General features: G+C 73.0%; 19 protein-coding genes. 3 read left to right on the top strand and 16 right to left on the bottom strand.

The window, feature by feature from the left end; translation table 11 throughout:
- Positions 1 to 12 precede the first annotated feature (12 nt).
- The 6 genes from ACVJO7_RS17690 to ACVJO7_RS17665 are packed head-to-tail and all read right to left on the bottom strand — an operon-like array spanning position 13 to position 6,492.
- Positions 13 to 1,188 carry a CaiB/BaiF CoA transferase family protein gene (locus ACVJO7_RS17690; protein ID WP_491673780.1) on the bottom strand — a complete coding sequence of 392 codons (1,176 nt, stop codon included), beginning with the start codon at positions 1,186 to 1,188 and terminating at the stop codon, positions 13 to 15.
- Positions 1,185 to 2,267 carry an acyl-CoA dehydrogenase family protein gene (locus ACVJO7_RS17685; protein ID WP_491673779.1) on the bottom strand — a complete coding sequence of 361 codons (1,083 nt, stop codon included), beginning with the start codon at positions 2,265 to 2,267 and terminating at the stop codon, positions 1,185 to 1,187. The genes ACVJO7_RS17690 and ACVJO7_RS17685 overlap by 4 nt, the downstream gene beginning before the upstream one ends.
- A complete protein-coding gene (locus ACVJO7_RS17680; protein ID WP_491673778.1) occupies positions 2,252 to 3,427 on the bottom strand; it encodes an acyl-CoA dehydrogenase family protein in 1,176 nt (391 codons plus the stop codon). Before ACVJO7_RS17680 ends, ACVJO7_RS17685 begins: the two co-directional genes overlap by 16 nt.
- Before the next feature lies 1 nt (position 3,428).
- A complete protein-coding gene (locus ACVJO7_RS17675) occupies positions 3,429 to 4,511 on the bottom strand; it encodes an acyl-CoA dehydrogenase family protein (RefSeq protein ID WP_491673777.1) in 1,083 nt (360 codons plus the stop codon).
- Positions 4,508 to 5,692 carry an acyl-CoA dehydrogenase family protein gene (locus ACVJO7_RS17670; protein WP_491673776.1) on the bottom strand — a complete coding sequence of 395 codons (1,185 nt, stop codon included), beginning with the start codon at positions 5,690 to 5,692 and terminating at the stop codon, positions 4,508 to 4,510. The genes ACVJO7_RS17675 and ACVJO7_RS17670 overlap by 4 nt, the downstream gene beginning before the upstream one ends.
- Positions 5,683 to 6,492: an enoyl-CoA hydratase-related protein gene (locus ACVJO7_RS17665; protein WP_491673775.1), complete on the bottom strand. Its 810-nt coding sequence runs from the start codon at positions 6,490 to 6,492 to the stop codon at positions 5,683 to 5,685. Before ACVJO7_RS17665 ends, ACVJO7_RS17670 begins: the two co-directional genes overlap by 10 nt.
- 107 nt (positions 6,493 to 6,599) lie before the next feature.
- On the opposite strand from ACVJO7_RS17665, the gene ACVJO7_RS17660 reads away from it, so the two are divergent.
- A complete protein-coding gene (locus ACVJO7_RS17660; RefSeq protein WP_491673774.1) occupies positions 6,600 to 7,373 on the top strand; it encodes an SDR family NAD(P)-dependent oxidoreductase in 774 nt (257 codons plus the stop codon).
- A gap of 66 nt (positions 7,374 to 7,439) precedes the next feature.
- Here the strand turns inward: ACVJO7_RS17660 and panC are convergent, their stop codons facing one another.
- Together panC and ACVJO7_RS17650 are read right to left on the bottom strand one after the other, a co-directional pair.
- On the bottom strand, positions 7,440 to 8,315 hold the full coding sequence (gene panC, locus ACVJO7_RS17655; RefSeq protein WP_491673773.1) for a pantoate--beta-alanine ligase: 876 nt from the start codon (positions 8,313 to 8,315) through the stop codon (positions 7,440 to 7,442).
- A gap of 64 nt (positions 8,316 to 8,379) precedes the next feature.
- The gene (locus tag ACVJO7_RS17650) at positions 8,380 to 8,721 is read right to left on the bottom strand and encodes a hypothetical protein (RefSeq protein WP_491673772.1); all 342 of its coding nucleotides are present in this window, start codon (positions 8,719 to 8,721) and stop codon (positions 8,380 to 8,382) included.
- A gap of 669 nt (positions 8,722 to 9,390) precedes the next feature.
- On the opposite strand from ACVJO7_RS17650, the gene ACVJO7_RS17645 reads away from it, so the two are divergent.
- Positions 9,391 to 9,723: an acyl-CoA dehydrogenase family protein gene (locus ACVJO7_RS17645; protein WP_491673771.1), complete on the top strand. Its 333-nt coding sequence runs from the start codon at positions 9,391 to 9,393 to the stop codon at positions 9,721 to 9,723.
- Between the two features lie 135 nt (positions 9,724 to 9,858).
- Complete coding sequence (locus tag ACVJO7_RS17640) at positions 9,859 to 11,478, top strand: flavin-containing monooxygenase (RefSeq protein WP_491673770.1); 1,620 nt, start codon at positions 9,859 to 9,861, stop codon at positions 11,476 to 11,478.
- An 86-nt stretch (positions 11,479 to 11,564) separates the two neighbouring features.
- Here ACVJO7_RS17640 and ACVJO7_RS17635 read toward each other — a convergent pair whose 3' ends face one another.
- The 8 genes from ACVJO7_RS17635 to ACVJO7_RS17600 form a co-directional block, all read right to left on the bottom strand.
- Positions 11,565 to 12,752 (bottom strand): acetyl-CoA acetyltransferase, encoded by a 1,188-nt coding sequence (locus ACVJO7_RS17635; protein ID WP_491673769.1) that lies wholly within the window; start codon positions 12,750 to 12,752, stop codon positions 11,565 to 11,567.
- A gap of 2 nt (positions 12,753 to 12,754) precedes the next feature.
- Complete coding sequence (locus ACVJO7_RS17630; RefSeq protein WP_491673768.1) at positions 12,755 to 14,152, bottom strand: OB-fold domain-containing protein; 1,398 nt, start codon at positions 14,150 to 14,152, stop codon at positions 12,755 to 12,757.
- 2 nt (positions 14,153 to 14,154) lie between these two features.
- The gene (locus tag ACVJO7_RS17625; protein ID WP_491673767.1) at positions 14,155 to 14,598 is read right to left on the bottom strand and encodes a MaoC/PaaZ C-terminal domain-containing protein; all 444 of its coding nucleotides are present in this window, start codon (positions 14,596 to 14,598) and stop codon (positions 14,155 to 14,157) included.
- A complete protein-coding gene (locus tag ACVJO7_RS17620) occupies positions 14,595 to 15,134 on the bottom strand; it encodes an FAS1-like dehydratase domain-containing protein (protein ID WP_491673766.1) in 540 nt (179 codons plus the stop codon). The genes ACVJO7_RS17625 and ACVJO7_RS17620 overlap by 4 nt, the downstream gene beginning before the upstream one ends.
- 70 nt (positions 15,135 to 15,204) lie before the next feature.
- Entirely contained in the window at positions 15,205 to 15,645 is a 441-nt protein-coding gene (locus ACVJO7_RS17615) for a MaoC/PaaZ C-terminal domain-containing protein (RefSeq protein ID WP_491673765.1), read from the bottom strand.
- 4 nt (positions 15,646 to 15,649) lie between these two features.
- Entirely contained in the window at positions 15,650 to 16,099 is a 450-nt protein-coding gene (locus tag ACVJO7_RS17610; RefSeq protein WP_491673764.1) for a MaoC family dehydratase N-terminal domain-containing protein, read from the bottom strand.
- Positions 16,092 to 17,126, bottom strand: coding sequence for an LLM class flavin-dependent oxidoreductase (locus tag ACVJO7_RS17605; RefSeq protein WP_491673763.1), 1,035 nt, complete (start codon positions 17,124 to 17,126; stop codon positions 16,092 to 16,094). Before ACVJO7_RS17605 ends, ACVJO7_RS17610 begins: the two co-directional genes overlap by 8 nt.
- Positions 17,123 to 17,287, bottom strand: coding sequence for a hypothetical protein (locus ACVJO7_RS17600; RefSeq protein ID WP_491673762.1), 165 nt, complete (start codon positions 17,285 to 17,287; stop codon positions 17,123 to 17,125). Before ACVJO7_RS17600 ends, ACVJO7_RS17605 begins: the two co-directional genes overlap by 4 nt.
- Positions 17,288 to 17,341 lie beyond the last annotated feature (54 nt).

Below are 17,341 nucleotides of genomic sequence, written 5' to 3'. Positions count from 1 at the left end.
GTGTCCTGTCGGTCATTCCGCGACCACGCCGGCCGCGATCAGCTCGTCGATCTGCTCGCCGGTCATCTCCAGCCCACCCAGCACCTCCCTGGTGTGCGCCCCTGGCCGGGTCACGACCGGACCCGCGGTGGTGACCCAGCCGCTCATCCGCGGGACCGGCCCGACCTGGCCGGGTGCGGGCAGTACCCCTCGCCGGTGTGCGGTGGCGAAGGCGTCGGGGAGCGACCGGACCGGTGCCACCGCGGTGTCGACCGCGCCGAGCCGGTCCAGCCAGGTGTCCAGCGGGGCCTCGGCGAAGGTCGCGGTGAACACCGTGCGCATCTCGTCCCACCGGGTCGGGTCGTTCTGCAGCGCGATCAGCTCGGGCCGGCCGAGCGCCGTGCAGAGGTTCGCGAAGAACTTCGGCTCCAGCGCGCCGACCGAGATCCACCGGTCGTCGGAGGTGCGGTAGCAGTCGTAGAAGGGCACCGCGCCGGAGAGCAGCCCACCGCCCCACGACGGGTCGGGTGCCCCGGCGTCGACCCAGGCGGGAACCACCTGCAGCAGGCTCAGCAGGCCCTCGTACATCGACACGTCGACGTGGGTGCCGCGGCCGGTGCTCGCCCGGCCGGTCAGCCCGGCGAGGATGCCGAACGCGGCGAGCAGCCCGCCGGCGGCGTAGTCGGCGGCCATGTTCAGCGGGATCCCGGGACGCTGGCCGGCCCGGGTGGTGGCCGAGAGGAGCCCGGCCTCGGCGATGTAGTTGAGGTCGTGGCCCGCGTGCTGGGCGAGCTCGCCGGTCTGCCCGTACCCGGTGAGCGAGCAGTAGACCAGCCCGGGGCTGGTGGCCGACAGCGCCGGGTATCCGAGTCCGAGCCGCTCGCAGACGCCCGGGCGGAACCCCTCCACGAACACGTCGCTGCGCGCGGCGAGCCGCAGCGCGATGTCCAGGCCGGCCGGATCCTTGAGGTTCACCACGATCGAGCGGCGTGACCGGTGCAGGGGGCTGAGCCCGAGGCGGCGCGCCTCGCGTCCCCCGTGCACCCCCAGGTCGCCCACGCCGCTCCCGGGCCGGGCCGCCGGTGGGGCCTCGAGCGTGATCACGTCGGCACCGAGGTCGCCGAGCAGCGTCGTCGCGAACGGGCCCGGCGCGAGCGCCGAGAGGTCGAGCACCCGGATCCCGGCCAGTGGTCCCGTGCCTGCGGTCATGTCGTGGGCCTCCCGTGGTGTGGCTGGTGGACCGGGCCGTCGAACAGCTGGACCGGGCCGTCGAACAGCTGGACCGGGCCGTCGAACAGCGCCGCGGCCAGGCGGGCCCGGTGGGCGGCCGGCGTCCCGCACGCGAGCTCGAGCGCCTTGCCGCGGGTGAGCCACAGATGCAGGTCGTGCTCCCGGGTGAAGCCGATGCCACCGTGGCACTGCAGGGCGTGCTCGTTGGCCGACCGCCCTGCGTCGGAGGCGGCGACGGCGGCGACCGCTGCCGCCGTGGAGGCGTCCGGGTCGCCGACGGCGAGCAGGTGGGCGGCGACGTGCACGGCCGGCCGGGCCATCTCGACGGCCACGTGGGCGTTGGCGAGGCGGTGCTTGACGGCCTGGAACGATCCCACCGGGCGGCCGAACTGGTGGCGCTGCCCGACGTGGCCGACCGTGGACCCGACCAGGTGGGACGCGACGCCGAGCAGCAGCGCCGCGTTGGCGACCGCCGCCCGGTCGAGCAGTCGCCGGACCGGACCGGTACCGGGCAGCAGCGTGTCCGGGCCGGTGTCGGCGGACACGGTCGCCAGCCGCCGGGAGCGATCGAACGCGGGCTGGGCGACGCTGGCCCAGCGTCCGCGCTCGACGGCGTGCAGGCCGTCGGGCGCCGCCACGAGCAGCAGGTCGGCGTCGGCGGCGGCAGCCACCAGCGGATGGCCGGGCAGGGCCACGGTGGCCACGGCCGCACCCGACGCGATCGCGGGCAGCCAGCGCTCGCGCTGCGCGTCGGAGCCGCACTCGGCCAGGGTCAGCGCGGCCAGGGCGGTCTCGGCCAGTGGCGCGGGCAGGGCGACCCGGCCCGCCTCCTCCAGCAGCACCGCGACCTCCAGGTCGGCGCAGCCCAGACCGCCGAACCGCTCCGGCACGGCGACGCCGAGGAAGCCGACCTCGGCGAGCTGGGCCCACAGCGTGCGGTCGAGCCCGGCCCCGTCGTCCCAGGCGGCGCGGACCCGCGACGGTGGGCACTGCGCCGTGAGGAAGGAGCGCGCCCCGGCGGCGAGCGAGCGCTGGTCCGGGGTCAGGTCGAGGTCCACCGGGGCTCCCTCGGCAGGCCGAGCACGCGCTCGGAGATGATGTTGCGCTGCACCTCGCTGGTGCCGGCGAAAATGCGGGCCGCCCGCGCGTGCCAGTAGCGGCGGTGCAGCCCGGGCGCGGCCAGGTTCAGCGACGCCTCCGGCGTCAGCTCGGCGAGCGGGCCGAGGATGCGCAGCGCCGTCTCGAAGATCCGGGCCTCCATCTCCGACCAGTACAGCTTGGTGATGCTCGCCTGGGCGTCGGCGGGTGCACCGGCCGCCATCCGGCCCGTCACGAGTTCGACGTGCCGGCGGAACTGCTGCACCTCGACGAACCGGGCGGCGACCTCGTCGCGCACCACGGGGTCGTCGGCCACCCCGGCCCGGCGGGCCAGCTCCACCAGGTCGTCGACGTCGCGGGCGAAGCGGGCGTGGTCGCCGAGCCCGCCGCGCTCGAAGCCCAGCGTGGACATGGCCACCGCCCAGCCGTGCCCGATCTCGCCGACGACGTCGGCCAGCGGCACCCGGACCCCGGTGAGGAACACCTCGGAGAAGCCCGGCTCGCCGTGCAGCTGGCGGATCGGGCGCAGCTCGACCCCGGGGGAGTCCATGTCGATCATCACGAAGGTGAGGCCGCGGTGCCGCTGCTGCTGCGGGTCCGTGCGGACCAGCGCGAACATCCACCGGGCGAACGCCGAGAGCGAGGTCCGGACCTTCTGCCCGGTGATCACCAGCTCGTCGCCGTCGCGCTCGCCGCGGGTGCGGACGGCGGCCAGGTCGCTGCCGGCGTCGGGTTCGGAGAAGCCCTGGCACCACAGCTGGTCGCAGCTGAGCATCCCGGGCAGCCAGCGCTGCTGCTGGTCGGGAGTGCCGAGCGCCATGATGGTGGGTCCGGCCATGCCCAACGCCAGCCGGTTGAGGCGTACCGGAGCGCCCGCGCGCACGTACTCCTCCCCGAACAGGGCCTGCTCGATGAGCCCCGCGCCCCCGCCGCCGTGCTCGCGCGGCCAGTGCAGCGCCGCGTAGCCGGCGTCGTGCAGCTGCCGCTCCCACACCCGGTGCGCGGCCACCCCCTCCGCGGTGTAGGGCGGAGGCAGCGGCTCCGTCGGGACGTGGGCCGCCAGCCAGTCGCGGGCCCGCGCACGGAAGGACGTCTGCGCGGGGGAGTAGGTGAGGTCCACCTCAGATCCTCGTGATCATCGGCCAGAGCTCGTCCGGGCCGGCGCTGACCACCGCGCGTCCGAGCTCGGCGGCCCAGTGCTCGTCGGACCCGAACTCCTCGCGCCACGACCACAGCCGCCGCGTCAGGTGGTGCAGGCGGTGCTCCTGGGTGAAGCCGATGGCGCCGTGCACCTGGTGGGCGATGCGGGCCGCCGGGCCGGCCGCCGCGCTGGTGCGGGCCTTCGCGGCGGCGACCGCCAGCCCGTGGTCGACCGGGTCCGAGCCGCGCGAGAGCGAGGCGACGGCCGCGTCGGCGGCCGCACCGGCCGCGGCGGCCAGGCCCGCGAGCACCGCGACCTGGTGGGCGACGGCCTGGAACCGGCCGATCGGGCGACCGAACTGCTCGCGCTCGCCGGCGTGGCGCACGGTCAGCTCCAGCACCGTGCCCAGCGCGCCGGCGATCTGCACCGCCCTGGCCAGCGCCCCCAGCCGGTGGAGCCGTGCTGCGGTGCCCGCCGGGACCTCCGCGACGTCGTCGGTGGGGATCTCCGTCCGAGCCGACACCAGGTCGTCGCGCGGCTCGCCTGCCAGGTTGTCGCCGGCGGCCAGCGTGAGGTGCGCCGGGTCGAGCAACGCGACCAGCTCGGGACGGTGCCCCCCGCCGTCCCCGGCGACCAGGATGCGGGTGGCGAACCTGGCGTAGGGCACCCGCGGCGCGGTCCCGTCCAGCACCACCCCCGACCCGGTCCGCCGGATTGTCAACCCCGGCCCGACCGCGACCGTGCTCGGCCCCTGCGGGAACGCCAGCCCGGACACCGCGCACCCGGCGGCGACCGGGAACAGCGCCTCGGCCAGCGGCACCGGCCCGGCGTGTGCGGCGACCACGCGCAGCACGGCCGCCGCGTCGGCCGGCTCCCCGCCGGATCCGCCGAGGTGCTCGGGCACCCCGACCGCGGACAGGCCGGTCGCGGCCAGCGCGCCCCAGAGCGCCTCGCTCCACGAGCCCTCGGCGGCGGCGACGGCCTCGGGCGGGCAGTGGTCGGCCATGATCTCGCCGACGGTCCGCTCCAGCAGCGCCCGGTCATCGGGCGACCCCGCACTCACCGCAGCCCCAACCCGCGGGCCACGATCCCGCGCAGCACCTCGTTGGTGCCTCCGCGCAGGGTGAACCCCGGCGCGTGCAGCACGGCGCGGGCCAGCTCGCGGGCGAACGGGTCGGCGGCGGTGGCGCTCGGCTCCACCGGGGCCACCGAGCGCGCCACGTCGATGATCTCGTTCTCCAGTGTCGTGCCGAGGTCCTTGACCAGCGCGGCGGCCACGTCCGGAGCCTCACCGCGGTCCAGCGCGGCGGCGATCTGCACCGAGAGCCTGCGCAGTGTCCACAGCTGGGCGACCAGCTGCCCGATGGCCACCGCCTGGCGCCGGTCGTCGGGATCGGCCACCCGGACGAGCGCGACCAGCAGCGGCAGCGTGGACAGGAACCGCTCCGGACCGCTGCGCTCGAACGCCAGCTCGGAGGTGACCTGGCGCCATCCGGAGCCGATCTCGCCGAGGACCATGTCGTCGCCCACGAACACGTCCTCGAGGAGGACCTCGTTGAAGTGGTGCTCGCCGTCGAGCAGTCGGATCGGGGAGATGGTCAGCCCCGGCGAGCGCAGGTCGACGATGAACTGGCTCAGCCCGTCGTGGCGGGCGGCGTCGTCGCGCGGCGAGGTGCGGCACAGCGTGATCATGTAGTCGCACTGGTGGGCCTGGCTGGTCCAGACCTTGGTCCCGTTGAGCCGCCACCCGGCACCGTCGCGGCGCGCCGTGGTCCGCACCGAGGCCAGGTCCGACCCGCTGTCGGGCTCGCTCATCCCGATCGCGAAGAAGGACCGGCCGCGGGCCATCTCCGGCAGCAACCGCTCGCGCTGCTCCTCGGTGCCGTAGCGCAGCAGCGCCGGACCGCTCTGCCGGTCGGTCACCCAGTGCGCGACCACCGGCGCCCCGGCGGCGAGCAGTTCCTCGATCACCACGAAGCGGTGCAGCGACGGCTGTTCGTGGCCGCCGTAGCGGCGCGGCCAGGTCATCCCCAGCCAGCCGCGGTCGCCGAGCCTGCCGGAGAACCCGGCGTCGAACCCGGCCAGCCAGGCGTCGCTGGTGCCCTGGATGGTGCCGCGCTCGCGCTCGGCCCGGAGGAACTCCCGGACCTCGCCCCGCAGCGCCTCGGCCGTCGGCGGCAGCCCGGCGTCGGGCAGCCGGATCGTCGCGGTCGTCGTCGACGTCGCGGGCATGCTCAGCGCCACGGCGAGAAGTCGGGCTTGCGCTTCTCCATGAAGGCCTGCGAGCCCTCGGTCTGCTCGCCGGAGGCGAAGAACCCGGGGTTGACCTGGTTGAGGATGGTGAACCGCTCCTGCTCCTCGCGGATGTGCGCGGTCGAGTCGTCGAACGATTTCTTGATCAGCTTGAGCACGGTGGGGCTGAGCGCGAGCAGCTCCGCGCACCAGCGTTCGACCTCGGCGTCGAGCTCCTCGGCGGGCACGACGGCGTTGACCAGGCCCCAGTCCAGCGCCTGCTGGGCGGTGTAGCGGCGGCAGAGCATCCAGATCTCCTTCGCCCGCTTCATCCCGACGACCGTCCACAGGTGGCTCACCAGCCAGCCCTCCGCCGGGCTGGCCACGCGCGGGCCGTTCTGACCAAACACCGACCGGTCCGAGGCGATCGTGAGGTCGGTGACGTAGGCCATGTGGTGGCCGCCGCCGATCGCGTAGCCGTCGACGCGGGCGATCACCGGCTTGAGGCATTCCCGGAAGGCGCGGTAGAGCTCCTTCATCAGCTTGTCGAACGAGTCGTCGCCGGCGCGGAAGGTGTCCTCGTTCTCGACGCTCACGTCGCCGCCCGCGGAGAACGCGCGCTCGCCCGCGCCGGTCAGCACGATGACGCCGACCTGGCTGTCCGCGCCCGCCCGCCAGATCGCGTGTGCGAGCTCCCTGACCGTGTGCGGGGTGAACGCGTTGAGCTTCTCGGGCCGGTTGATCGTCACCCGCGCGACCGCGTCCTTGACCTCGTACAGGATGTCGGAATACTCCTCGACCGTTGCGGTCATGATCCGGCGCCTCCCGTGTCGGGTATGATGATTACGAGGATCGTAGGGATGTCGTGGGGGCGAAGTCCACCACTCGTGCGCCCCGCCGATGATGCTGAGGAGACGACATGACCGGTGCAGCCGGACAGCCAGCCGACGGGGACGCCCGCCGGATCGCATTCGTGACCGGCGGCGCCGGGGGGATCGGTACCGCGATCTGCCGGCAGCTCGCGGCGGCGGGTCGCGTCGTCGCCGTCGCCGACCTGTCGCGGGAGGCGGCCGAGAAGGTGGCCGCCGACATCGACGGCATCGGTGTCCCGCTCGACGTGACCGATCCCGACTCGGTGGCTGCGGCGGTCGCCGAGACCACCGAACGGCTCGGCGCCCCGACGATCGTGATCAACGTGGCGGGCTGGGACGAGCTCAAGCCGTTCCTGGAGACCGACGAGGACTTCACCCACAAGGTGCTGGAGATCAACCTCAACGGCCCGATCAGGGTGCTGCGGGCCACCCTGCCGGCCATGGTCGAGGCCCGGTACGGCCGCGTGGTCAACATCGCCTCCGACGCGGGCCGCGTCGGCTCGTCGATGGAGTCGGTGTACTCCGGGGCCAAGAGCGGCGTCATCGGGTTCACCAAGACCATCGCGCGGGAGTTCGCGAAGCACGGCATCTCGGCCAACACGGTCTGCCCCGGACCCACCGACACCCCGCTGCTGCGCCAGATCACCGCAGGCGAGCGCTCCGGGAACATCATCGCCGCGATGACCAAGGCGGTGCCGATGCGGAGGATGGGCACCCCCGACGACGTCGCGCCGGCCGTGGTGTTCCTCGCCTCGGACGCGGCGGGTTACATCACCGGTCAGACGCTGTCGGCCAGTGGCGGGCTGACGATGAGCGGCTGACCTGCCGCCGGTGGACGCCCAGCGGCAGCGGACCGGTCCCGGCACGTCCTCGCCCGGGGCCGTCCGCTACAGGTGCAGGCCGATGTTGTCGATGAGGTGGGTCGTGCCCAGCCGTGCGGCCACCAGCAGCCGGGCCGGGCCGGGCCCCGGGTCGACGTCCAGCGCGGCGCCGCGCAGCTCCAGGTAGTCCACCGCGAGGCCACCGTCCCGCTCGAGCACCGCCCGCGCCGCGTCGAGCACGGCGGCCGGACCGTCCGCCGCCGCGGCGGCGCCCGCCGTCAGCGCGCGGTACAGCGTCGCGGCGCGGGAGCGTTCGGCCGGGGTGAGGTACACGTTGCGGCTGGACAGGGCCAGCCCGTCCGGCTCCCGGACGGTGGGGACGGGCACCACGGACAGCGGGAAGTTCAGGTCGCGCACCATCCGGGTGATCAGCGCGAGCTGCTGGTAGTCCTTCTCGCCGAAGTACGCGAGGTCCGGTGAGACGATGTGGAACAGCTTCGCGACGACGGTGAGCACCCCGGCGAAGTGGCCGGGCCGGACGGCACCCTCCAGCTGCGCGCCCAGCGGGCCCGGCACGACGGTGGTGTCCGCACCCTCGGGGTACATGTCCCCGACCCCGGGCAGGAACACCAGCTCGACGCCCTCGTCCCGGCACGCGGCGAGATCGGCCTCCAGCGGTCGCGGGTAGCGGTCGAGGTCCTCCCCGGCCCCGAACTGCAGCGGGTTGACGAAGATCGACACGACCGTCGCCGCGTCGCCGTCGGCCCGGTGGGCGTGTCGGATCAGCTCGCGGTGCCCGGCGTGCAGCGCACCCATCGTCGGCACGAACGCGATGCGGCGGCCGCTCGCGCGCAGGGCCCGCACGGCCGTGCCGATGTCCTCGGGGGTGCGGTGGACCTGCGGCCCGCCACCGGTGCGGGGATCGGGTGTCCGGGTGTCCACAGGTCCTCCTCGTCGAGGTCCGCCCGCCGGGCCGCTCCTCGTTGCGGCGCCCAGATCCGCCGGGTCAGGCCGACGGGTGCCGGTCGAAGCCCTCGTAGCCGTTCGCCGCGACATCCTCGCACGTGCGACGGTAGAGACCGAAGCTGCCGAAGAAGAACAGCGGCCTGCGCGCCTTGCCGGGGATGTTCGCCCCGTCGTACCAGCTCCCCGACGGCCCGGCAACGATGCGCTCGGCCTGGGCCCGCACGTGGTCCGCCCACCGCTGCTGAGCCTCGTACCGGGCCTCGACCACGGCGAGATCGCGGCGCAGGGCGTCCTCGATGCAGGCGGCGATCCACTCGACGTGGTGCTCGATGGACACCGGCAGGTTGCCGAAGGTGGCGCCGGGACCGGTGATGGTGAACATGTTGGGGAACCCGGCGACGGCCAGTCCCAGGTAGGTGCTCGGCCCCTCGGCCCACGCGTCGCGCAGCGCCCGGCCGCCGCGGCCGGTGATGTCGATCCTCGTGGTCGACGAGTGTCACGTCGTCCCGGTTGTAGGTCTCGCAGTAGTGGGTGTCGATGATCGGCCGCCGACCGCCGAACGGATGGTCGGTCGGCATCAGATTCGCGGCCGTGTCCGGGTCGGACACGGTCTCGCGGATCTTCTGCCGGACGAAGTCGGCGGCGAGGTCGTTGGCCCTGATGTCGGTGGCCAGGTCGCGGTAGGAGCCGAACACGAACCGGAACCCGCCCTGGTCCCCACAGCTCCTCGAACGTCTCCCGGACCTCCTCGGGGGTGGCTTCCACTGCCGAGCGGCCGTTGTGCTGCCACGGGAAGCCGCTGAGCGCCTTGGCCTTCGCCCGAATCGCGTCGTAGTCGGCCCTGATCCCTTCCAGCACCGCTCGGTCGACGGTGTGGTGGCGCGCGAGCACGGTCCGGGTGCCGCCCCCGGTGACGAGGAACCGGGTGACAGATCCATCCGGATCATCATCCTGGTAGTGCAGGTCGGCAAGACTGCTCCCGTCGGGTGGACGACGTGGATCCCACCCGACCGTCGTCGACCCACGTGCCGGTGCACGCGCGGGGCGCGAGTTGCTCGGGCAGGCCGATCGGAGACTCGCAGGCGATCGCGCAGGCTGCCGGGCCGCCGGCGGACGCCGCCCGCCTGTCGACCTACCGGGCCGCGACGCTGGTCGCGCGGGGACGGCCCGCGCGGCGGCAGGTGGTGATGGCCGAGCTGTTCCGTCCGAGACCGCCGTCGACGTCGCGGGCAAGGGCATGCAGGTGCTCGGCGGCTGCTCGTCCATGACGGAGGTTCCGAGGCAGCGCGAATTCCGCGACGCGCGCATCACCACGGTCACCGCCGGCGCGTCGCAGATGCAGCGCAACCACATCGCCCGGGGCATGGGCCTGCGTCCGCGCTGAGGGTCGGCACATGTCCCGTTGCGCGACACTTTTCCGGGCCGTTCCTGTCGCACGATGGGGCCGGGCCGTGTGACGCGGCCCACCACACCGACCCCGGGGCGGGGACGACCGCCCGGGGTCACGAGGGGAGCATGCATGAGTCAGACCCAGTCGGACACGGTCGAGGAGCTCGACGTCCTCGTGATCGGCGCCGGATTCGCCGGCATCTACCAGCTCGACCGGCTGCGTTCGCTCGGGTACTCGGTGAAGGTCTACGAGGCCGGCTCGCGGATCGGCGGCATCTGGTACTGGAACTGCTATCCGGGGGCCCGCGTCGACAGCGACGGGCCGATGTACCAGTTCTCGCGGGAGGACCTCTGGAAAGACTGGGAGTACTCCGAGCGGTTCCCGGACTGGAGCGAGGTCCGGAGGTACTTCGACTACCTCGACGAGAAGCTCGACCTGAGCAAGGACATCCGGTTCGACGCCAGGGTCACCTCGGCCGAGTTCGACGAGGAGCGCAAGCAGTGGGTCGTGCGGGCCGCCGACGGATCGACGGTGCGGGCCACCTTCCTGGTGCCGTGCACCGGTTTCGGCTCCAAGCCCTACATCCCGCCGATCCCCGGGCTGGAGTCCTTCCGCGGTGAGTGCCACCACACCGGACTGTGGCCACAGTCCGGTGTCGATCTCACCGGCAAGCGCGTCGGGGTGATCGGCACCGGGGCCAGTGGCGTGCAGGTCATCCAGGAGGCGGCCCGCGACGCGGCCGAGCTCACCGTCTTCCAGCGCACGCCGAACCTGGCGTTCCGGATGGGCCAGCAGACGCTCACCCCCGAGCAGCAGCAGGAGACCAAGGACGGCCAGGCGGCCCGCTACGCCATTCGCACCACGACCTTCGGCGGCTTCGACTACGACTTCCTGCCCGTGTCGGCTCTGGACGTCACGCCCGAGGAGCGCGAGGCCACCTACGAGCGCATCTGGGGCATGGGCGGGTTCACCTTCTGGCTCGGCACCTTCCAGGACGTGCTGTTCGACAGCAAGGCCAACGACACCGCCTACGAGTTCTGGCGGAAGAAGGTGTGGGAGCGGGTCGACGACCCGGCGGTCGCCGAGAAGCTGGCACCGGCGGTCCCGATCCACCCGCTGGGCGTCAAGCGCCCGTCGCTGGAGCAGAACTACTACGAGGCCTACAACCAGGACAACGTCACCCTCGTCGACCTGCGGGAGAGCCCGATCGAGGAGGTCACCGCCACCGGGGTGCGGACCGCGGCCGGCGAGGTGGAGCTCGACGTGCTGGTCCTGGCCACCGGGTTCGACTCGGTCACCGGCGGGCTGACGGCGATCGACATCCGGGGCACCGGCGGGATCACCATGCGGGAGAAGTGGGCCGACGGCGTCAGCGCCTACCTGGGCGTGGCCACCGCGGGCTTCCCGAACCTGCTGTTCCTCTACGGGCCGCAGAGCCCGTCGGGGTTCTGCAACGGGCCGACCTGCGCCGAGATCCAGGGCGAGCTGATCGTCCGGATGATCGACGACCTGCTGCGCAGCGGCCGCACGCGGGTCGAGGCCGAGACCGGGGCGGAGGACGCGTGGCGCGAGCACGTGGCCGAGCTGGTGGGACCCTCGCTGTTCGACCGGGCCGATTCCTGGTACATGGGGGCCAACATCCCCGGCAAGACCCGGCAGATGCTCAACTACCCGGGCGGCCTGCCCACCTACCTCACGAAGTGGGAGGAGTCCGCCGCGAAGGACTACGCGGGGTTCGCGATCACCTGACGGATGCCGTCGGGTCGGCGTCGACGCCGACCCGACGGCACGGGACCGGGCCCGTCGCAGGGCCGACGGTGGTCCGGTGCGGGGCGTCAGTCGCGTTCGGCCCCGACGATGGAGGCGAACGAGACGCAGGCGCCCGGCGCGCCTCCGAGGTTGTGCGTCATCCCGAGCCGGGGGCTCGCGAGCTGCCGCTCGCCGGCCTCGCCCCGCAGCTGCAGCCACATCTCGAACAGCATCCGCAGCCCGCTGGCGCCGATCGGGTGGCCGAAGGACTTCAGGCCGCCGTCGGGGTTGATCGGCAGGCCGCCGTCGAGATCGAAGAAGCCCTCCAGGACGTCCTTCCAGCCCTGGCCGCGCTCGGAGAACCCGAGGTCCTCCATCAGCACCAGCTCGGTGGGGGTGAAGCAGTCGTGCACCTCGGCCATGGAGATCTCGGTGCGCGGGTCCTTGACCCCGGCCTGCGCGTAGGCGTCCTCGGCGCAGCGCACGACCTCGGTGAACGTCGTGTAGTCGTAGGCCGGGTCGAGCGGTCCCTCGGCCGGGCCGGCCACGAACGACAGCGCCTTGATGTAGATCGGCCGGTCGGTGTAGCGGTGGGCGTCCTCGGCCCGCACGATCAGGGCCGCGGCCGCGCCGTCGGACACCCCCGAGCAGTCGAAGATGCCGAGCTGGCCGGCCACCAGCGGCGAGCAGGAGATCGTCTCCTTGGCGACCTCGGAGCGGAACTGGGCACGGGGGTTCTTCGCCCCGTTGAGGTGGTTCTTCCAGGCGATGTGGGTCATCACCTCCTTCATCAGGTCCGCGTCGACGCCGTACTTCTTCGCGTACGAGGGGGCCAGCAGCGAGAACATCGCGGGTGCGGTGAGCTCGGACTCGGTGCCGTCGTTCGCCGGGGTCGGGATGACCAGACCGGAGAACCCGGAGTCCTTGAGCTTCTCCACCCCGACGGCCATCACGCAGTCGTAGGCGCCCGACGCCACCGCGTACGCGGCGTTGCGGAACGACTCCGAACCGGTGGCGCAGTAGTTCTCCACGCGGGTGACGGGCCGGTAGCCGATCTTGAGCGGCCGGGACAGGGTGAGGCCGGAGGACCCCGACCCCATCGTCCCGAGCCAGAAGGCGTCGATGTCGTCCTTCTCGACGCCGGGCACGGAGCCGATGCACTCGGTGACGGCGTCGATGAGCAGGTCGTCGACCGAGCGGTCCCAGTGCTCGCCGAAGGGGGTGCACCCCATGCCGACGATGGCGACCTTGTCGCGGATACCGTTGCTGGCCATGACTAGTGCTCCTTCCTGACGGGACGTGCCTTCCAGAAGTAGTTGTGCACGCCACCGGCGGTGTGGAAGCGGCGGAAGGTCATCTCCACCCGGTCGCCGATCGCGACCGCGGCCGGGTCGGCGTCGGCGAGCTGGCACCCGTAGCGGCCGCCGCCGTCGAAGTCGATGACGACGTCGACGACGGGCGGGGCGAGGGAGAAGGCCAGCTTGTCGATGGTGAACGTGGCCACGGTGGCCCGGGTGGCCGCGAGCGGGACCGGCTCGGCGCGGTCGACGGCGCCGCAGTGCACGCACACCCGCTGCGGGGGGACGTTGACCGTGGAGCAGGATAGGCAGCGCGATCCCTCGAACGCGTACTTCCAGCGCTGCGAGCGCGCCGCGGGCGGTCCGGCGGGTCGCTCCGGGTCGGGGCGGCGCGGGGGTTCGCGGTCCAGGAACCCGCGCCAGGTCAGGAAGTCCGGGTAGGACACCGGGCGGGAGACGGCGAGCTGGTCGCGCACCCCGTCGCCGGTGGGGCGGCGGGTGATCGCGTCGGTTACCCGCAGGACGGTGGCGTCGGCCCCGTCGGCGGCCACGACGAGCAGGACGGTGTCACCCGGCGCGGCCCGGTCCAGGACGTCGGCGAGTACCAGACCGGCATGCGCGGCACCGGCGAACCCGACCTCCTGCTCCAGCCCGTCGGCGCGCGCGGCCTTCGGGAACGCGCCGAGCGCCGCCCGGGCCGCCCGGGCCTGCGGCGAGGACACGATGACGTGGGTCGGCGCCTCGAGCTGCGCGGACTTGAGGGCCCGCGTCACGGCGTCGGTGATCAGCGGCAGGTAGGCCTGGGTGCCGAAGCGCTCCTCCCACACCCGGCTGTAGGGCTCGCCCGGCACCCTCCAGCGGTCCAGGAACTCCGCGGACACCGAGGCCTGGGCGACGATCTCGGCGAGGACCCGCTCGCCGGTGCCGAACGCGAACGCGACGGCGCCGTCGCCCCCGGCCGCCTCGTCCGCCGAGCCGGGACGCCCGGTCCGGATGTCGGACAGCACAGCCATGCCGCCGGTGGCCGCGGCGGCCCGCAGGGCACCGGACGCGCCACGGACCGCCGCGCCGAGGTCGGTGGCGAAACCCTCCCGGCTGCCGCCCAGCGCCGCGTGGATCGCGGTGGCGTTGGTCTTGTCGGCGTAGGCGGGTGCGGTGGTGGCGAAGTAGAGCGACTCGGGCGCCGGCGCGCCCCACAGCGCCCGGCGGGCGGCCTCGACGCCCATCGACGTCGAGTCCTCGTCGTAGGCGGCCACCGTGCGGGTGCCCGTGCCGCCGCCCTGGCCGAGGGTCGCCCGGATCGCCGCCCGGTCGAGGCGGTGGAAGGGGAGGTAGGCGCCGTAGGAGACGATGCCGCGGCGCCCGTCGGAATCCATGATCACCCCTGCCCGGTCGGGAGCTGCAGGGTCGCCTCGCTGGGCACGCACGGCCCCTCCTCGCTGGAGACCATCAGCTCCAGGTCGACCAGGCCGGTGCCGTCCACCTCGCGCTTGCCGACGACGCGTCCGGTGAGGGTCGCGGTCTGTCCCGGGTAGATCGACCTGGTCATCGAGATCTTGCGCCGGCGCAGCAGCGCGTCCGGTCCGGCCCAGTCGCCGAGCCCGCGGTCGATGAAGCCGTGGAAGAACAGGGTCGAGAGGTAGATCGTCTGCTGGCCCTGGCTGCGTGCGTACTCGGGATCGTGGTGGCCGGGGAACCAGTCCCACGTGGCGGCGGCGTTCATGCAGATCCGCTTGTAGGTGACCGGGATCGAGACCGGGGTGATCTCGTCGCCGACCGCGACGTCGTCGAACCGCAGTCCCGCGGCGGTGGTGGTGGTCATGCCTGCTCCTCGGTCCCGGCTGCGGGCTCGGCGATGTCGTAGCGGAACAGCACGTTCGTGTTGCGCGCGATGACCTCGCCGTGCTGGTCGCTGTAGGTGGTCAGCGAGGTGATGAACACCCCGGTGCCGATCCGGGTCGTCTTCTCCGGCGACACCGAGACGATCTCCTCGACGATCGACACGTGGTCGCCGACCCGGGGCCGGCGCTCCAGCTCGGTGGTGGTGGAGGCGTTGATGATGTGGTGTCCCGGCAGGGGCACGCTGAGCGCGAACAGCGAGTCGTCGCGGTGCAGGTGCTCGGGGGTCCACTGCGGGTTGAAGCCCAGGGTCATCAGCAGGCCGGGAGGGCACTCGTCGCCCTCCCAGTACCGCGGGTTCGCGTCCTCCACCAGCGAGCAGTAGTACAGGACCATCGACCGGTCGATCGGGAACCAGGCCTGCTTGGGCTCGGAGGTGCGACCGGCCCAGGCCCGGCCCTCCTCGAGCGTCCCGAAGGCCATCCCGAGACCGGTGACGTCGGTGGTCGCAGTGCTCACGGTCGTCCTTTCCGTCGGTGGTGTGGTCCGGCCGGAGAACCGGGCCGGTCCGCTGGTCGGGCGCCGCGCACTAGGCGATCCGTGCGACGGCGGTCGCCCTGATCGCCGGGTCGCCGTTCTGGCGGGTCACGACCAGCGCGAGGTCGGCGAGCCGTTCGCCGTCCTGCTCGCGGATGTCGGTGACGGTGCCGGTGAAGCCCAGCACGTCGCCGGGCCAGACCTGGCCGGTGAAGCGGATCCGGTAGGCCCGGAGGGCGGCCAGGCCCACCCAGGCCGCCAGCCGCTGCCCGAGCAGGCCGCCGTGCAGCAGGCCCATGCCGAACACCCCGGGCATCCCGGCCGAGCGCGCGAACTCCTCGTCGTGGTGGATCGGGTTGAAGTCCCCGCCCGCGCCGGCGTACCGGACGATGTGCGAGCGGGTCAGCGGCCCGAACTCCGAGGCCGGCATCTCGTCGCCGACGGCGAGGGCGACGGGTGAGGTGGGGGTCGCCGCCCGGGTGGTGCTGCTCACCGGGTCAGCCTCCGGTCTCGACGAGCACGTCGGTCTGGCGGACGACGAGCTCGCCGCGCTGGTTGGTGAAGTCGGTCTCGATCGAGACCATGGTCATCGTCCCGCCGCGCCTGCCCTCGCGCGTGGAGACGCCGGACACCCGACGCGAGGCCGTGAGCTCGTCGCCCACCACCACCGGGCCGTGGTACTCCCAGCCGCACTCGCCGTGCAGCACGCGGCGCAGGTCCAGCCCGAGGGTGGCGACCATGTTGTCCTCCTCGCGCCAGTGCGCCGAGGACACGACGAACGTCGGCGGCACCGGGATGTCGCTGAAACCCGCGGCGCGTGCCGCGTCGACGTCGGTGTAGACCGGGTCGGGATCGCCCAGCGCACGGGCGAACTCGCGGACCTTGGACCGGTCCACCGGGAACGTCATGGTCCCCAGGTCCCGGCCGGTGAGTGAGTCCTCAGCCATTTCCGTCGCCTCCTGCGGTGGGCGCGCACTCGCGGATCAAGCTGTCGAGGTTCTCCTGGACGCGTTGCGGGGCGAGCCCGATGGACGGTGAGTACAGCATGATGTGGTCGAGTACCCCCTCGTAGCGCTTCAGCCCGGCGCGCACCTGCTCCGCGGTGCCGGCCACGGCCATCGTGTCGATCATGTCGTCGGTGACGGCGGCGAACATCGCGGGCAGGTCGCGGCGCCCGAACGCCTCCCGGATGGCCTCGCCCTGGGCGGTGAAGCCGTTGACGTCGAGCACCGTGTCGTAGGACTTGACCGAGGAGTAGAAGGCGATCTGCTGGGCGGCCTCGCGGCGCGCGACCTCGGGATCGTCGTGGATCGCGCAGATCACCATCGAGATCAGCTCGACGTCGCGCGGGTCCCGCCCGGCATGCGCGGCCCCCTTCGCGATGGCCGGCCGGACGACCTCCTCCACGTAGGTGGTGGTGAACAAAGGGTGCCCGGCGAGGCCGTCGGCCACCCGGCCCGCGACCTCGCACATCCGCGGACGCACCCCGGCCGTGACGATCGGGACGGTCCGCTGCGGAGGTTCGAGCTCGCCGGTCGGTACCAGGTTCATGTGGTAGAAGCGGCCCTCGTGCCGCACCGGGCCCTCGTGCAGGTTCCAGATGCGGCGGATCAGCCCGACGAGCTCCTCCATGCGCAGGGCGGGCGCGGAGGTGTCGGCGACGCTGTGCCAGTCGCTCATCATCCGCTTCGTGCCGTTGCCGAGACCCAGCACGACCCGGCCGCCGGAGAGCTCGTCGAGGTCGCGGGCTTCGGTGGCCAGCACGAGCGGGCTGCGCCCGATGCCGTACATGATCGAGGACCCCAGTCGGCAGCGCTGGGTGCGGCCGGCCATGGCCGCCATCGAGATCGACCCGGAGCGCGAGTAGAACTCCGAGGCCCAGGCCGCATCGAAGCCGGCGCGGTCGGCCGCCTGCGCCGTGTCGACGAGCGTTCTCAGGTCGGCACCGAGGACCGACACGCCGTAGGTGCTCATGCCTTGTAGTACATGCCGCCGGAGATGGTGTGCACCCTGGCACCCTCGGCCGCGTAGCGTCGGGCGACGGCCTGGCCGATGCCCGCACCGGCCGCTCCGGTGACGATGGCCACCTTGCCGGCGAGCCGGCCGGTACCCGCGATCTCCAGCGGAGCGGGCATCGCCGCGGTCATGAGGTGGCGATCTTTCCGGTGACCGGGTGCGACAGGTACCGA

Source organism: Pseudonocardia sp. DxW (assembly GCF_058448985.1).
Note: the sequence above shows the minus strand (reverse complement) of the source record. Positions and strands in the feature narration are given on the sequence as shown.

Bases quoted from the DNA above. Each gene is read 5' to 3' on its own strand.
- ACVJO7_RS17610 (WP_491673764.1), bottom strand. From the start codon at position 16,099: ATGGCTGAGGACTCACTCACCGGCCGGGACCTGGGGACCATGACGTTC.
- ACVJO7_RS17625 (WP_491673767.1), bottom strand. From the start codon at position 14,598: ATGACCACCACCACCGCCGCGGGACTGCGGTTCGACGACGTCGCGGTC.
- ACVJO7_RS17600 (WP_491673762.1), bottom strand. From the start codon at position 17,287: ATGCCCGCTCCGCTGGAGATCGCGGGTACCGGCCGGCTCGCCGGCAAG.
- ACVJO7_RS17635 (WP_491673769.1), bottom strand. From the start codon at position 12,752: ATGGCCAGCAACGGTATCCGCGACAAGGTCGCCATCGTCGGCATGGGG.
- ACVJO7_RS17640 (WP_491673770.1), top strand. From the start codon at position 9,859: ATGAGTCAGACCCAGTCGGACACGGTCGAGGAGCTCGACGTCCTCGTG.
- ACVJO7_RS17665 (WP_491673775.1), bottom strand. From the start codon at position 6,492: ATGACCGCAACGGTCGAGGAGTATTCCGACATCCTGTACGAGGTCAAG.
- ACVJO7_RS17605 (WP_491673763.1), bottom strand. From the start codon at position 17,126: ATGAGCACCTACGGCGTGTCGGTCCTCGGTGCCGACCTGAGAACGCTC.
- ACVJO7_RS17660 (WP_491673774.1), top strand. From the start codon at position 6,600: ATGACCGGTGCAGCCGGACAGCCAGCCGACGGGGACGCCCGCCGGATC.
- ACVJO7_RS17630 (WP_491673768.1), bottom strand. From the start codon at position 14,152: ATGGATTCCGACGGGCGCCGCGGCATCGTCTCCTACGGCGCCTACCTC.
- ACVJO7_RS17650 (WP_491673772.1), bottom strand. From the start codon at position 8,721: ATGTTCACCATCACCGGTCCCGGCGCCACCTTCGGCAACCTGCCGGTG.
- ACVJO7_RS17690 (WP_491673780.1), bottom strand. From the start codon at position 1,188: ATGACCGCAGGCACGGGACCACTGGCCGGGATCCGGGTGCTCGACCTC.